Source organism: Acidimicrobiales bacterium, from assembly GCA_035546775.1.
Classification (GTDB): domain Bacteria; phylum Actinomycetota; class Acidimicrobiia; order Acidimicrobiales; family JACCXE01; genus JACCXE01.
Genome location: DASZWD010000001.1, coordinates 22,483 through 35,890, shown reverse-complemented (window position 1 = coordinate 35,890; position 13,408 = coordinate 22,483). Strand labels below are relative to the sequence as shown.

The window sequence follows — 13,408 nt, the reverse complement described above, 5'->3', positions numbered from 1 at the left end:
TATCCGAACACCAGTTCGGTATAATGAGAGCAACCTTCGCAGCCCGGTTCGAGTGGCTCGCCTGTGTCGTCAGACGTCTTTCGATTGTGAGGTTTTCATGTCGACGTCTGTTTCTGAGCAGGGCCGCGAGCTGATCGCGGCGTGGACCGAGATTGAGCGCGGGGTCGCCGAGTGGGTCCTGAAACTCGCCGACTTCGACGCCAGCGGATTGTGGAAGGAGGACGGTCACGCGACCTGCGCGTCGTGGCTGGTCGACCGCTGTCAGATTGCCCGGTCAACCGCCTTCGAAAAGTTGAAGGTGGCGCACGAACTCACCCGCCGTAATGTCGTGCGGACGGCATTCCTCGACGGGCTGCCCTATTCGAAGGTCCGGCTATTGGTTCGTCTGGTCGGCGTGGACGCTGAACGCGACGAGTTGTTCGTTCACCACGCAGAGCACGACTCGATTCGCGTGCTCGAACAGCGTGTTGACACGTGGAACGAGTACCACGATCAGGATCGCAAACCCTCCAGCCTCGATGACCACTACGGGATTCGTCGCCAACGCGGCTTCGGCGGCGGTCTCGGCAAGGTGGTGATCGAGGCTCCGGACGACATGCTCGACCGCATGTTCGCCGTTGTCGATGCCTACGGTGACTATCTCTGGCGCAACCAACCGGAGTCTGCAATGCAGACTCGTCCACAGGCTGTGGATAACTCTGACGGAGAGCTCCGGCGGGCGCCGGGGGCGCAGCGGCTCGACTGGTTGTTCGATCTCCTCGAGGAACGGGCGCTGGCGGACCCGCGCGCAATCGATCCGTACAAGGCGACGGTCGGGGTGACGATTCAGTACGAAGACCTGATCAACGCGTCCGGCCCCGGGCTCAGCTCGCAGGGGACGTGGCTCACCGGTGAGGCCGTGCGCCGCCTCGCTTGCGACGCCGGCATCCATCGCATCTGCTCCTTCCATCACCATCTGGTGCACGAAGGCGGATGGACGGCGGCGTGGAACGCGAGCACCGGCGTCACGCGGCTCGAAGGACCGAAGGGCCAGATCCTCGAGACGACGACCACGTTCCGAAGAGCCGCCTAACGGGCGCGCTGGTACGTGGCCGTGAGTTCGCCGCGGGCGAGTGGCGCCGCCGCGGCGATGGCGGCGCGGACGCTGTCGGGCGACGCTCCGTCGTTCACCGGGAGCCGGTGCCGCAGGGCGTAGACGAAGAACCGGTAGTGGTGCGCGGCCGCGCCCTTCGGCGGGCACGGCGGCGTCCACCCGCGGCCGCCCCCGGAGTGCGCTCCCTCGTGGACGGCGCCGGTCGCGGCGTGCGCACTCGGGTCGAAGCCCCACGCCGTCCAGTGCACGAACGTGCCCGAGGGGGCGTCGGGGTCGTCGACGACGATGGCGATCGACTTCGTCGCCGCCGGAACCTCGCCCCATGCAATTGGTGGTCGCGCGCCACTGCCGTCGCAGGAGTATTGAGGCGGGATGGCCGCCCCGTCGGCGAACGCCGCGCTCGACACGGTGACCGATATCGGCGCGCCGGGCACCGGCTCTTGTGCCTTGCGGGAGCGGCCACATGCGCCGAACAACACAAGGCCCACCAGCACGAGCACCGACACGCCTCGCATGGTTAGAGCGGCAGCCACTCCACGACGTCGGCGGCTTCGCCCGCGGGTGGGATGCGCACGAGGGCGTTGGCGTCCGTGAGGTTCGACAGCATGTGGCTCGCCTGGTGGCCGAGTTGTTCGATGCGCACGCGGCCGTCGGCGTCGTAGACGGCGCGCGCCCGGAGCCAGAAGGTCTTGCCCTCTTCGCGGCGCACGCCATCGGGCATCCGGGCGCGGCGCCAGCGGGCCCGGGGGTCGAGGCCGCTCATCACGTCGAGCGCGGCGCGGACGTAGACGTGCAGGTTGACGAACACTGCGCCGGGGTTGCCGGGCAGGCCGAGCAGGAGCGAGTCGCCGCGCTTGGCGACGAACAGCGGCATGCCCGGCTTCTGCGCCACCTTGTGCAGCAGTACGTCGGCGCCGAGTTCTCGTGCGACGGCAGGGATGAAGTCGTAGTCGCCGACCGACACTCCCCCGCTCGTCAGTACGAGGTCGGAGGTGGCAAAGGCGCGCGCGAGCGCGTCGCGCACCGCTGCCTCGCTGTCGGCGATGTGGGCGACGGCGACGGGAGCGACGCCCCACGACTGCAACAGCGCGGTCATCAGCGGGCCGTTGGAGTCGGTCACCTGGCCGAGACCCAGCGGCGCGCCGAGCGGCACGACCTCGTCACCGCTCACGAGCACGGTGACCCGCGGGGTGGCGTACACGCTCACCGTGTCGGCGCCGGCCAGCGCCAGCGCGCCGACGACCCCGGGCGTGACGACCACGCCCGCCTTGGCCACCCGCGAGCCGGCGGCGAGTTCCTCACCAGCGCGCCGGTAGTCGGCGCCGGTCTCGATGCGTTGGGTCACCGTGGTGCGCTCGTCACCGCCGGGTTCGGTCGCCTCTTGACGCACGATCGTGTCGGCGCCCTCGGGCACGACGCCGCCGGTGAAGATGCGCATCATCGTGCCGAGGTCGAGGAACGGCCGCTGGTCGTAGCCGCGAGCAGCGACGACGCCCTTGACCGGCAACGTCACTGGGACCTGCGCGATGTCGGCGTGCCGCGCCGCGTAGCCGTCGACCGCGCTCTGATCGAAAGGTGGGAGCGCGAACGCCGCGTGCACGTCGGCGGCGAGTACCCGACCGAGCGCGTCGGCCAGTGACAGGACTTCGGAGGGCAACGGGCCAACGGCGCCGGCAACGATCGCCAGCGCATCGTCGACCGGGATCACTGGTAGCCGCCGTCGTGGGGGAACTTCACGTGCACGACATCGACGAGGTGGCGCAACGCCTCGACGATCGCTTCCATCGTCTCGGTGGCCCCGCCGCGCGAACCCGGCGCGGTGATGACGATCGTCGTGCCGATGAGTCCGGCGACGCCGCGCGACAACATGGCGTAGGGCGTCTTCGTCATGCCGTAGGCGCGTGCCGCCTCCATGATCCCGGGGATCTCCATGGTGAGCATCGGCCGGATGGTGTCGGGCGTGCGATCGCGCGGCCCGACACCGGTGCCGCCGACGGTCACGATCACCTCGGGCCGTTGGAGCAACCATCGCTCGAGGGCGACGACGAGTTCGTCGGGTTCATCCGGCAAGACCTCGTGCGCGATCACCCGTATGCCGGCGGCGTTCAGTGCGTCGGCGACCGCGCCACCGGCGGTGTCGGCTTTGGCACCCGACGCGACGGTGTCGGACAACGTCAACACGACCGCCGTCGGACCTGGGTGCGTCTGCGCCATCAGAGCGCGCATCCCTGGACGTAGGCCCGCGTGCCGTCGGCGTAGAACTCCTCTTTCCAGATCGGCACCCGGCGCTTCACTTCGTCGATCCCGTAGCGCGAGCCCTCAAAGGCGGCGTCGCGATGGGCGGCGCGCACGACCACGAGCACCGCTGCCTCACCGATGCGCAGCTCGCCGATGCGGTGCTGGATGCGGCACGCGCCGGCGGCGAACTTCGTCAGCACCTCCTGCTCGATCTCGGCGATGGCGCGCTCGGCGACGGGAACGTGGGCGGTGTAGATCAGCCGCGTCACCGCCTTGCCGTCGTGGTGGTCGCGCACCGTGCCGGAGAACACGACGAGGCCGCCGCAGTCAGCGCGCTCGGTCTCGGCGAGCAGCGCGTCGAGTTGCAGCGGCGTCTCCTGGATCCGCATCAGCAGCCCCCCGACACCGGCGGCAGCACCGCCACCTCGTCGCCGTCGCGCACCAACGCATCCCGCGTCACGATCTCGTCGCCCACCGCGATCGCGCAGTGCGGGAGCAGTTCGTCCAGCGCGGCGTTGGACGCGGCCAGCGCGTCGACGAGTTCGCCAACGGTGAGGGGCAGCGCGACGTCGACCTTGAGCCACGACTCTCCCCCGACGCAGTCGCGCGCCGGGCCGAACAGCAGCACCTCAACCACCGCGGGTGTGCATCTCCAAATGCGGATCGCGCTTGAGCAGCGTGACGGGCACCGACGCGGCGCGATGGTCAGCCGACAAACGGTCGACCGCGCCCTGGTCGGCGCGCTCGGACCACACGCCGGCGATGAGGCGCGCCAAGTCGTCGGTCGACGCGCCGGCACGCAGCGGCGCCCGCAGGTCCGTGCCGCCGGTGGCGTAGAGGCAGCGGTACCAGACGCCGTCGGCCGTCACCCGCGAGCGATCACACGCCGCACAGAACGGCGTCGTCGTCGAGGCGATGATGCCGAAGACGCGCCCGTCGGGCAGTTGGTAGCGCACGGCCGGCGCCGACGCCCGTGAGCCGATGGCCAGCGGCGGGCCCAGTGCGTCGCCCACCCGCGCCAGGATCTCCGCCGCGCTGACCACCTTCTCGCTCTCCCATCGGGTGGCGCCGCCCACGTCCATGTATTCGACGAACCGCACCTCGGCCTCGATGACCGCCGCGAAGTCGAGCAGGTCGACGAGCTCGTCGTCGTTGACGCCACGCACCACGACGGTGTTGATCTTTGTGCCGCCGAAGCCGGCACCGCTCACCGCGCCGATGCCGGCGAGCACGGTGGCGTGGTTGTCGCGCGACGTGATGGCGAGGTGCCGTTCGGGCCGCAGGGTGTCGAGGCTCACCGTCACCCGGGCGAGACCCGCGGCCTTCAGCTCCGAGGCGTAGCGCGCCAGTTGCGTGCCGTTGGTGGTGAGGCTGACCTCGTCGATGCCCTCGACGTTGGCGATGCGGGCGACGACCGCCGGCAGGTCACGGCGCAGCAGCGGTTCACCACCGGTGATGCGCACCGATCGCACGCCAACCGCCGCGAACGCGGCCACGACCCGCTCGCACTCCTCGAAGGTGAGGATGTCCTCGCGCGGCAGCCACGTGTAGTCCTGCTCGGGCATGCAGTAGCTGCACCGCAGATCGCAGCGGTCGGTGACCGACAAGCGCAGGTCGCGCAGGGGCCGGCCGCGTGCGTCCGTGATCACACCTCTATTTGAACACGAGCGAACCGTCGGCGAAGTCGGCGTTCGGCAGGATGTCCTTCTCGGCCGTGTAGTCGTGGCGCAGGCGCCACGGGTCCTCGGGGCCCTGCTTCGGCATGAGATGGAGCGACCGCGTGAGGTATCCCGGGTTGAAGTTGTCGGGCTCGACCCACGGCAGCCGTTCCATGTCGGCGAGCTCTTCGGGGACTTCGGGCACGACCATCGTGGAGCCGTTCTCGTCCATGTAGTTGAGCAACCGGCACACCAACTCGCTGATGAGATCGGCGCGCAGCGTCCAGCTCGAGCGGAAGTAGCCGAACACGTACGCCAAGTTGGGCACGCCGGTGAACATGATCCCGCGGTAGGTCGTGGTGTCGGCGAAGTTCACGGGCTCGCCGTCGACGCGAAAGGCCACCTCACCCATCACCGCGAGATCGAAGCCCGTCGCGGTGATGATCACGTCGGCTTCCAGCACGTCGCCCGACTCCAGCTCGATGCCGGTCGGGGTGAAGCGCTTGATGGTGTCGGTGACGACATCGGCCTGGCCGTCGCGGATCGCCTTGAACAGGTCACCGTCGGGCACGAGCGCGATGCGCTGCTGCCATGGGCGGTACTTCGGGTTGAAGTGTTTGTCGACGTCGAAGCCTTCGGGCAGCACGCTCTTCACGCCTTCGATGAGCATGCCGCGCACCATCTCGGGCTGTTCGTAGGACATCTTGGCGATGAGGTCGTGCGCCTCGACGACGGACTGGCGCACGCGCTCGTGGATCTCCATGTCGTCGACGCCCTCGGCGCGCAGCTGATCGGCCAGTTCGTTGCGGTTGGCGCCGACGAAGAAGAACGTCGGCGAGCGCTGCAGCATCGTGACGTGGGCGCAGTCGTACGCGATGTTCGGGATGAGCGTCGCCGCCGTAGCGCCCGAGCCGATGACGACGACGCGCTTGCCCGACAGGTCGACGTCCTCAGGCCACTCCTGCGGGTGGATGACCTCGCCCTTATACGCGGAGAAGTCGGGCCACTCGGGCGTGTAGCCCTGACGGTGGCGGTAGTAGCCCTGGCACATGTAGACGAAGTTCGCCGTAACGGTGTACGCCTCGCCCTCGGTGGGCTGCATGGTGACGGTCCACACGCGGTCGTCGGTCGACCACGCGGCGTCGACCACGCGCGTGTTGTAGCGGATGTGCGGCGCGAGGTTGTGCTCCTCGATCGTCTCGCCCATGTAGTGGAGGATCTCGTCGGCCGACGCGATCGGCGCCTTGCGCCACGGCTTGAACTTGTAGCCGAAGGTGAACAGGTCCGAGTCGGAACGGACGCCGGGGTACTTGTGCGTCCACCACGTGCCGCCGAAGTGGTCGAGCGCGTCGACTATCAGAAACGACTTGTCCGGGCACTGCGCCTGCAAATGGCAGGCGCCGCCGATGCCCGAGATGCCCGCGCCGACGATCAGTACGTCGAAGTGTTGTTGATCCACCTGCTCAGTATCGCGTGAATTAATGCGCGGCGATTAATGCACCCAGCGCGACCGCGAGCAGCACCGCGTTGCGCGCCAGCGTCGGCCACCCCGCCGGCGTCGTCGCCAGTTGGCCGAAGCAGGCGCAGGGGACGTCGACGCCGCGGAGGTGCTGCACCGTGAGGGCGGCGAGGAACACGGCGAGCAACACCGATGCGGTCGCGGCGCCGATGTAACCGAACCCCGGGAGGACCAACAGCGCACCAACGGCGAGCTCGACGGCGCTCAACAGGAACGCAACCGCCGGCCGGTACGCCGGTGGTACACCGACGCCGCCGACGGTGCGGCGGGCGCCCTCGGGGTCGCGCAACTTCGCCACGGCGGCGACGACGAACACCGCGGCGAGCGCGACGCGCACGACGACCAACACGGTCACAGCGCGGCGCGACGAATTCGGCGGTGCATGGGCTGGTCGCACCGTACATTCGGCGCCGTGCGCGATACCCGCTCGCCGTGGTCTCCCCGGATCGGAGGCTTCCTCGCGGCCGAGGCGCTCAGCGCCATCGGGTCGTTCGCCACCATGATCGCCATCTGGGCGTACGCCGCGTACCGCTACCACGCGTCGCCCGGCCAGATCGCGCTCTACGGCGTGGCGTTCTCCGCGCCCGGCGTCGTGCTCGGACCGCTGGCCGGAGTCGTGGTCGACCGCGCCGGCCCGCGCGCCACGCTCATCGGTGCCAAGGTGCTCGGCATCGCGGCCTCGCTCGCGCTGCTGAGCGCCCACAGTTTCGCCGCGCTGACGTTGCTGAGCGCGCTCCACGGCGTGGGCGCGGCGTTCGCCCGCCCCGCAATCCAGTCGTTGCCGCCCCGCATGGTCGACGACGCGTACCTGGCGCGCACCAACGCGCTGCTCGGTCTCTCCGAACAGCTGTCGATCGTGCTCGGGCCGGTCTTCGCCGGCGTCGCCATCGGCTTGTTCGGCTTCAAGGGCGCCTTCGTGTTCGACGCCGCCACCTACGCCCTCGGCATCGTTGCGCTGCCCCTCGTCCACCTGACGTCCGTCGCGCGCGTCGCCACCCACGAGCACCCGTGGCGCGACGCGGCGGCCGGGTGGCGCGTCGTGGCCGACACGCCGCTGGTGCGCCGCGTCGTGACGGCGAACTTCACCCTGCACCTGCTCTACGGCACTTCGATGCTGGCCGAACCGCTCTACGTACGCGACGTGCTGCACCGGTCGCCGAGCGTGTTCGCGTCGCTCCAGACCGCCTTCGGCGTCTTCGTGATCGTCGCGGGCCTCATCGCAGCGCGCGCCGGCGAGCGCATGGCGCGCTTCGGTTGGATCACAGCGGGTGTGCTCGGCTCGGGCGTGGCCGCTGCCATCTACCTCGGCACGACCAGCGTGGTGATCGCGTTTGCCGGCGTCACGGTGTGGGGGTTCTTCACCGGCTTCGTCGGCGGGCCGGCCGTCACGCTGCTCCAGCGGTCGACGCCCGAGTCGGTGCACGGCCGCGTCATGGCCGCCGATCTGCTGGCCAGCAACCTGGCGCTGTTCCTCGGCCTTGGCGCCGGCGGCGTTTTGATCGGCGCCGTCGGGCTGCGGCCGTGGATCTTCACGCTGGGCACGCTCGTGGTCGTGGCCGGCACGGCGCTGACGCTCAGCGACCGAGCCGAGACGCGTACTGCTCGAGCAGCGCGTCCTGCTCAGCCGTCTGCGGACCCGCTGCCGGCCGCGCGGCGCGCACCGCACTGAGCGCGTCGCGCAGCGACAGCCCGAGGTCCATCAGCAGCGCGGTGGCCGTGGTGCCGGCGCGGCCGATACCGGCGCCGCAGTGGACGATGAGGCCCTCGCCCTGCGTCAGTCGCGCCTTCAGCGTGTCGAGAAACGCAGCGAAGTCCTCCACCGGCGGCGCGTGCATGTCCGGCCACGGCGCCCAAACGGCACGGCCGCCGCGATTGGCCACCAACCACTCGACGTAGTCGGGGTAGCGCTCCGACAACTCGTAGCCCTCGTTGAGGCACACGATGGCGGCCGCCTGCGTGCGGGCCAGCGCCCCTTCGGGGTCAGGGCCGACGAAGTGCTTGCCGCACAGCCACAGCCGGCCCCACGACGGGTCGGGCAAAGGCACCTCGTCGATGCCGCCGTTGCGCGACCGTTCGGAAAGCCAGGACATCTCGGTCACATAGTGGACCGCTGCGGTGTCTTCTGAGTAATGCAAGCTGTTCTGGTGGCGGAGCGAGGGGCGGGGCCGTTGGACGACCCAAGAGACGACGCGGGGCTGTTCGCCGCCATCTATCCATCGCTGCGGGCGTTCGCCGCGGTCACCGGGCCTGTCGACGTTGAGCCCGACGACCTCGTGCAGGAGGCCGTCGCCCGCACCCTGCGCACCCACCGCCTCGTCGACCTCGACGACGCCGGCGCCTACCTGCGCCGCGCCATCGTGAACCTCGCCGCCAACCGGCGCCGGTCGCTGGCGCGCTTCCGCGTCGCGTTCGCCCGCCTCGACCGCGTCGACGAAGGCCAGGCGCCGCAGTACGACAGCGACTGGCAAGACCTGCTGCGCCTTGACCCGCACGATCGCGCCCTGCTGTTCATCGTCGAGGTCGAGGGCGGCACCTACGCCGAAGCCGCCAGCACGCTCGGCATCACCGAGCAGGCGGCGCGCACGCGCGCGGCGCGTGCGCGCCGGCGCTTGCGCGCCGAAGTCGAAGGAGCACGCAATGAGTGACCCAACTCCGTCAGGCTGGACCGACCGGCTGCGGCGCCTGTCGGCGCGCGGCGATGCCCGCGGCGCCGATGACGTGTTCGCCGCCGCCAGCGCCGACGCGTCTTCCCCGGCGCCGGCGCCCACCGTCGTGCCGCTGTACCGCAACCCGCGGGCGCTGACGACCATCGCGGCGACGGTGATGGTGCTCGCCGGCATCGTCGCCGCCCTCAACGTGGGCGACGGCAACGGCCGCGACGCCGTGTCGCGGCGGGCGCTCGGCACCACGTCGTCAACGCTGACGCCAGGCGCGACAACGCCGACCACCCTCGACGGGAACACCAAGGTGTACCTGGCCTCGACGCGGCTCGTCCCGTTCAACCAGTGCGGCACCTTGGCCAGCTACGCCAAGGCGCAGGCGCTGAAGGATGTCGGGCCCAACGGCCTGCCGGGTGTGGGCACCGTCGGCATCACGGATCAGCGGATGATGGCGAACGCCGCCGGTACCGCCAGCGGCGACACCGCCGCGCCCAAGGCCGAGTCCAGCACTTCGGCGCCGGCGTACTCCGACACCAACGTGCAAGAGGCGGGCATCGACGAACCGGATTCGGTCAAGACCGACGGCCACACCGTGTACCAGATCGCCAACGGCAGAGTGTTCGCCACCTCGGCGGGCGACAACCCGCAGCTGCTCGGGTCACTCGCTGTCGACGGCGCCACCGAGATGCTGCGCATCGCCGACCGCCTCATCGTCGTGTCGCCCGGTGGGGTCTACTACCCCGCTTCAGGTGGAGCTGTCGCTCGCCCGATGGCCGGCGGCGACGTGGCGTCGCCTTATCCAGGCGGCGGCACTTCGAGCCAGTCGCGCTTCACCGTGGTCGACGTCTCCAACCCGAAAGCGATGAAGGTCACGGGTCACCTCGACGTGGACGGTTCCTACGTGTCGGCGCGCACGGTCAACGGCGTCGCCCGCCTCGTCGTGCGCTCGAGCCCCAACCTCACGTTCTCGTATCCGCAGGACGGCACCACCGAGGCCGAGGCGGCGGCCAAGGAGCACAATGCGTCAGTGATCCGCGGCGCGGCGGCTGACGTGTGGCTCCCGCACTACACGGCGACTGACGCCAGCGGCCGCGAGCAGACAGGCAAGACGTTCGCCTGCGGTGACAGCTACCACCCGCCGCAGTTCTCCGGCTTCGGCATGCTGAGCGTGCTGAGCTTCAACACCGAGAACCCGTCCTACACCCGGGCGGCGTCGGTCATGGGCGACGGCGACATCGTCTACGCATCGGACACGCGGGTCTACGTCGCGACCAACGCCTGGAGCAGCGTGACGCCGGCGAGCAACTCGTTCGCCCCTTCGTCGTCGACCCTCATCCACGCCTTCGACATCAGCGACCCGGTGCAGGCCGTCTACCGCGAGTCGGGACGCGTCAACGGCACCGTGCTCAACCAGTTCTCGATGTCGGAGTACAAGGGCGCACTGCGGGTCGCCACCACCGACGCCGGCAACGGATCGGAAAGCTTCGTCACCGTGCTCGGCGACTCGGGCAGCGCGCTGGTGCCCGTCGGCCAGGTCGGTGGTCTCGGCAAGGGCGAGCGCATCTACGCCGTGCGCTTCATCGGACCGGTCGGCTACGTCGTGACCTTCCGCCAGTTCGACCCGCTCTACGTCGTCGACCTCAGCGACCCGACCAAGCCGCGGGTGACCGGGTCGCTCGAAGTCTCGGGCTACTCGGCCTACTTGCATCCGATCAGCGACGGGCTGCTGCTCGCCGTCGGCGCCGAGGTCAAGCAGGGCGAACCCGACGGCGTGCAGATGTCGCTCTACGACGTGCACGACCCGACCAGCCCGAAGCTGCTGGCGCGCAGTGACTTCGGTACCGGTTTCTCGGGCGCGGCGGGCAACTTCGACCACCACGCCTTCCTCTACTGGCCCGCGACGAAGCTCGCCGTCGTCCCGTTGCAGACCTACGGCGGATACACGACGCCGGATGGCTCGACCCCGTCGTCGCAGGCGTTCAACGGCGCCATCGGGATGCACGTTGGTGACTCGTCGATCAGCGAAGTCGGCCGGGCGCAGGCCCCGGCCAACGGCCAGTACGGCCAGCCCAACATCGAGCGCAGTGTCGTCATCGGCGACCACCTGTACTTCACGACCGCACAGGGCCTGCTCGTGACGCGCCTGGACAACCTGCAGCAGACCGCCTTCGTCTCGTACCCGCAGCCATAGCAGTAGCAGTAGCACTACGTTGCCCCCACCCCACCCGCCCGTATCCACGGGTCGCCTCGCTACGCTCGGCTCCCATGCTCGGGGCGATCGTGCACGTGCCGGAGGCGCACAAGTTCGTCATCGACCTCGTCACCGTGCCGCTGTTCACCGGGGCCATCGGCTACATCACGAACTGGTCGGGCGTGCTCATGCTCTTCCAGCCGATCCGGTTCTACGGCACCCGCGTGCCGGGATTGAAGCTGCTGTGGCCGTGGCTACCCCGGCGCGTGCAGGTCATCCCGGCGATCTCGAAGGACGGGCGGTTCGGGTGGCAGGGCATCGTGCCGTCACGCGTCGAGAAGATGGCGTCGATCGCCACGGACAAAGCACTGCTCAAAGTGGGGTCAATCGGTGACTTCTACCGCGAGCTCGAACCGGACAAGATCGCCGAGCACCTGACCAACGTCGCCCGTCCGCAACTGCGCGGCATCGTCGAGGAGATCATGCGGCGCGAGCACCCGCGGTTATGGCGCGACCTGCCGCCGGCGGTCAAGGAGTCGGTGTTCGCCCGCATCGACGCGCAGCTGCCCGACATCATCCGCGGCATCACCGCCGAACTCGGCAACCACGTCGACCAGCTCATCGACGCCAAGCTCATGATCATCCGCTACTTCCACGATCACCCGGAGAAGATGAACGCCGTCTTCCTCGAGATCGGCAAGAAGGAGCTGCGGTTCATGAAGAACTCGGGCTTCTACTTCGGCGTGCCGCTCGGCCTCCTGCTGGTGTTCGTACTGCAGGCGTTCCCGCACTGGTGGGTGCTGCCGGTGGGCGGCGTGGTCATCGGCTACGTCGTCAACTTCATCGCGGTGTGGGCCGTTTTCGAACCCGTCGAGCCCCGCAAGATCGGGCCCTTCACCCTCCAGGGGTTGTTCATCAAACGCCAGCCCGAGGCGTCGCTGGTCTTCGCCGACATCATCGCCAACGACGTCATCAACCTGGAGAACGTCGGCAACGAGCTGCTCAACGGGCCACGTTCGGACCGCACGCACCGCATGCTGCGCGACGTGCTGTCGCCGGCGGCCGACAAGGCCATCGGTCCGGCGAAGGGCGCGGTGCGCGTCGCCGTCGGCACGCGCGAATATGACCGCATCAAGGAATCGTTGGCCACCGAGGTGACGAACTTCGGCTCGGCGTTCAGCGACGCCGACTTCAACCAGCAGCAGGCCAAGCGCATCTCGGAGTTCGTCGGCGGTCAGATGCAGCAGCTGTCACCGCACGACTTCGCCGAACTGTTGCGGTCGGCCATCCATTCCGACGAGTGGCTCCTGTTCCTCCACGGCGCCGTGCTCGGCTTCGGCGCCGGCCTCCTCCACCTGTTCATCTTCGGCGTATGAGCGACGCCACGCCACCGGAGAAGACGACGGCCGAGCAGATCGCCGAGATGCTGCCGGGCCTGGCGCGCATCGCCCGCACGGCGGCCGAAAGCACGGTGCGGTGGGCGCTCGACACCAACCGCGAGGCACTGCGTCGCTTCGTCGAGGATCCGCGGCCGGTCAAGCCACCGGCGCCGACTGCTTCGTCACGGTTGCGTGAGCTCCAGGACATGGGAGCGAAGCTGCTGCGCGACTCCGCCGACGTGTCGTACAAGGACGGCGTCCACCCGGCCTTCACCCACGTGCTCCAGGAGCTCGTGCCCGACGAGGCGCGCATCTTGCGCTTTCTCTACAAGAACGGACCGCAGCCGTCGGTGGACGTGCGCACCAACCGGCCGATGGGGCGCGGCTCGGAGAAGGTGGCGTCGGGGCTGTCGATGATCGGCCTCTACGCCGGCGTGCGCAACCAGGACGACACCGCGGTCGAGCTGGCGAACCTGGAGCGCCTGCGCCTGATCTGGTTCAGCAAGGAACAGGTGGCGGATCCGTCCGTTTACCAGTTGCTCGAAGCGCAGCCCGACGTCATCGACGCGATGAAACGCGCCGGCCGCTCACCTCGCACCGAGCACCGCTCGATCGAGCTCACCCCGTTCGGCCAACGCTTCTGCGAGACCTGCCTGCCCCTCGACTGACG

At 69.3% G+C, this 13,408-nt stretch carries 15 protein-coding genes; 6 read left to right on the top strand and 9 right to left on the bottom strand.

All coding sequences use genetic code 11. The features are described from left to right. Window positions 1-97: 97 nt before the first annotated feature. Complete coding sequence (locus VHC63_00185) at window positions 98-1,072, top strand: hypothetical protein (GenBank protein HVV34991.1); 975 nt, start codon at window positions 98-100, stop codon at window positions 1,070-1,072. Here the strand turns inward: VHC63_00185 and VHC63_00180 are convergent. From VHC63_00180 to VHC63_00145, 8 genes are read right to left on the bottom strand one after another with little or no spacing between them, the layout of a single operon-like run. Next, window positions 1,069-1,599, bottom strand: a complete 531-nt coding sequence (locus VHC63_00180; protein ID HVV34990.1) for a YbhB/YbcL family Raf kinase inhibitor-like protein — start codon at window positions 1,597-1,599, stop codon at window positions 1,069-1,071. The genes VHC63_00185 and VHC63_00180 overlap by 4 nt on opposite strands. 11 nt (window positions 1,600-1,610) lie before the next feature. Beyond that, window positions 1,611-2,801 (bottom strand): gephyrin-like molybdotransferase Glp, encoded by a 1,191-nt coding sequence (gene glp / locus VHC63_00175; protein HVV34989.1) that lies wholly within the window; start codon window positions 2,799-2,801, stop codon window positions 1,611-1,613. Next, window positions 2,798-3,319: a molybdopterin-binding protein gene (locus tag VHC63_00170; GenBank protein HVV34988.1), complete on the bottom strand. Its 522-nt coding sequence runs from the start codon at window positions 3,317-3,319 to the stop codon at window positions 2,798-2,800. Before VHC63_00170 ends, glp begins: the two co-directional genes overlap by 4 nt. Continuing rightward, on the bottom strand, window positions 3,307-3,720 hold the full coding sequence (locus tag VHC63_00165) for a molybdenum cofactor biosynthesis protein MoaE (protein HVV34987.1): 414 nt from the start codon (window positions 3,718-3,720) through the stop codon (window positions 3,307-3,309). Before VHC63_00165 ends, VHC63_00170 begins: the two co-directional genes overlap by 13 nt. After that, window positions 3,720-3,968 (bottom strand): MoaD/ThiS family protein, encoded by a 249-nt coding sequence (locus VHC63_00160; GenBank protein HVV34986.1) that lies wholly within the window; start codon window positions 3,966-3,968, stop codon window positions 3,720-3,722. Before VHC63_00160 ends, VHC63_00165 begins: the two co-directional genes overlap by 1 nt. Next, window positions 3,961-4,980: a GTP 3',8-cyclase MoaA gene (gene moaA, locus VHC63_00155; GenBank protein HVV34985.1), complete on the bottom strand. Its 1,020-nt coding sequence runs from the start codon at window positions 4,978-4,980 to the stop codon at window positions 3,961-3,963. The genes VHC63_00160 and moaA overlap by 8 nt, the downstream gene beginning before the upstream one ends. 4 nt (window positions 4,981-4,984) lie before the next feature. Continuing rightward, window positions 4,985-6,448 (bottom strand): NAD(P)/FAD-dependent oxidoreductase, encoded by a 1,464-nt coding sequence (locus tag VHC63_00150; protein ID HVV34984.1) that lies wholly within the window; start codon window positions 6,446-6,448, stop codon window positions 4,985-4,987. Window positions 6,449-6,467: 19 nt separating this feature from the next. Further along, entirely contained in the window at window positions 6,468-6,863 is a 396-nt protein-coding gene (locus tag VHC63_00145; GenBank protein ID HVV34983.1) for a MauE/DoxX family redox-associated membrane protein, read from the bottom strand. A 57-nt stretch (window positions 6,864-6,920) separates the two neighbouring features. Here VHC63_00145 and VHC63_00140 point away from each other — a divergent pair, with 57 nt between their 5' ends. Continuing rightward, a complete protein-coding gene (locus VHC63_00140; protein HVV34982.1) occupies window positions 6,921-8,177 on the top strand; it encodes an MFS transporter in 1,257 nt (418 codons plus the stop codon). On the opposite strand, the gene VHC63_00135 is transcribed toward VHC63_00140, so the two are convergent. After that, window positions 8,083-8,598 (bottom strand): dual specificity protein phosphatase family protein, encoded by a 516-nt coding sequence (locus VHC63_00135; protein ID HVV34981.1) that lies wholly within the window; start codon window positions 8,596-8,598, stop codon window positions 8,083-8,085. The genes VHC63_00140 and VHC63_00135 overlap by 95 nt on opposite strands. Window positions 8,599-8,676: 78 nt before the next feature. On the opposite strand from VHC63_00135, the gene VHC63_00130 reads away from it, so the two are divergent. The 4 genes from VHC63_00130 (at window position 8,677) to VHC63_00115 (ending at window position 13,406) form a co-directional block, all read left to right on the top strand. Next, window positions 8,677-9,153 carry a sigma factor-like helix-turn-helix DNA-binding protein gene (locus VHC63_00130; GenBank protein HVV34980.1) on the top strand — a complete coding sequence of 159 codons (477 nt, stop codon included), beginning with the start codon at window positions 8,677-8,679 and terminating at the stop codon, window positions 9,151-9,153. After that, window positions 9,146-11,359, top strand: coding sequence for a beta-propeller domain-containing protein (locus VHC63_00125; protein HVV34979.1), 2,214 nt, complete (start codon window positions 9,146-9,148; stop codon window positions 11,357-11,359). Before VHC63_00130 ends, VHC63_00125 begins: the two co-directional genes overlap by 8 nt. 74 nt (window positions 11,360-11,433) lie before the next feature. Next, window positions 11,434-12,735, top strand: a complete 1,302-nt coding sequence (locus VHC63_00120; GenBank protein HVV34978.1) for a hypothetical protein — start codon at window positions 11,434-11,436, stop codon at window positions 12,733-12,735. Next, a complete protein-coding gene (locus VHC63_00115) occupies window positions 12,732-13,406 on the top strand; it encodes an Abi-alpha family protein (protein HVV34977.1) in 675 nt (224 codons plus the stop codon). Before VHC63_00120 ends, VHC63_00115 begins: the two co-directional genes overlap by 4 nt. Window positions 13,407-13,408: the final 2 nt, after the last annotated feature.

Excerpts from the sequence above, each read along its gene's own strand:
- VHC63_00165 (HVV34987.1), bottom strand. The coding sequence starts at position 3,720 with ATGCGGATCCAGGAGACGCCGCTGCAACTCGACGCGCTGCTCGCCGAG.
- VHC63_00115 (HVV34977.1), top strand. The coding sequence starts at position 12,732 with ATGAGCGACGCCACGCCACCGGAGAAGACGACGGCCGAGCAGATCGCC.
- VHC63_00170 (HVV34988.1), bottom strand. The coding sequence starts at position 3,319 with ATGCGCGCTCTGATGGCGCAGACGCACCCAGGTCCGACGGCGGTCGTG.
- VHC63_00125 (HVV34979.1), top strand. The coding sequence starts at position 9,146 with ATGAGTGACCCAACTCCGTCAGGCTGGACCGACCGGCTGCGGCGCCTG.
- VHC63_00135 (HVV34981.1), bottom strand. The coding sequence starts at position 8,598 with ATGTCCTGGCTTTCCGAACGGTCGCGCAACGGCGGCATCGACGAGGTG.
- VHC63_00120 (HVV34978.1), top strand. The coding sequence starts at position 11,434 with ATGCTCGGGGCGATCGTGCACGTGCCGGAGGCGCACAAGTTCGTCATC.
- VHC63_00185 (HVV34991.1), top strand. The coding sequence starts at position 98 with ATGTCGACGTCTGTTTCTGAGCAGGGCCGCGAGCTGATCGCGGCGTGG.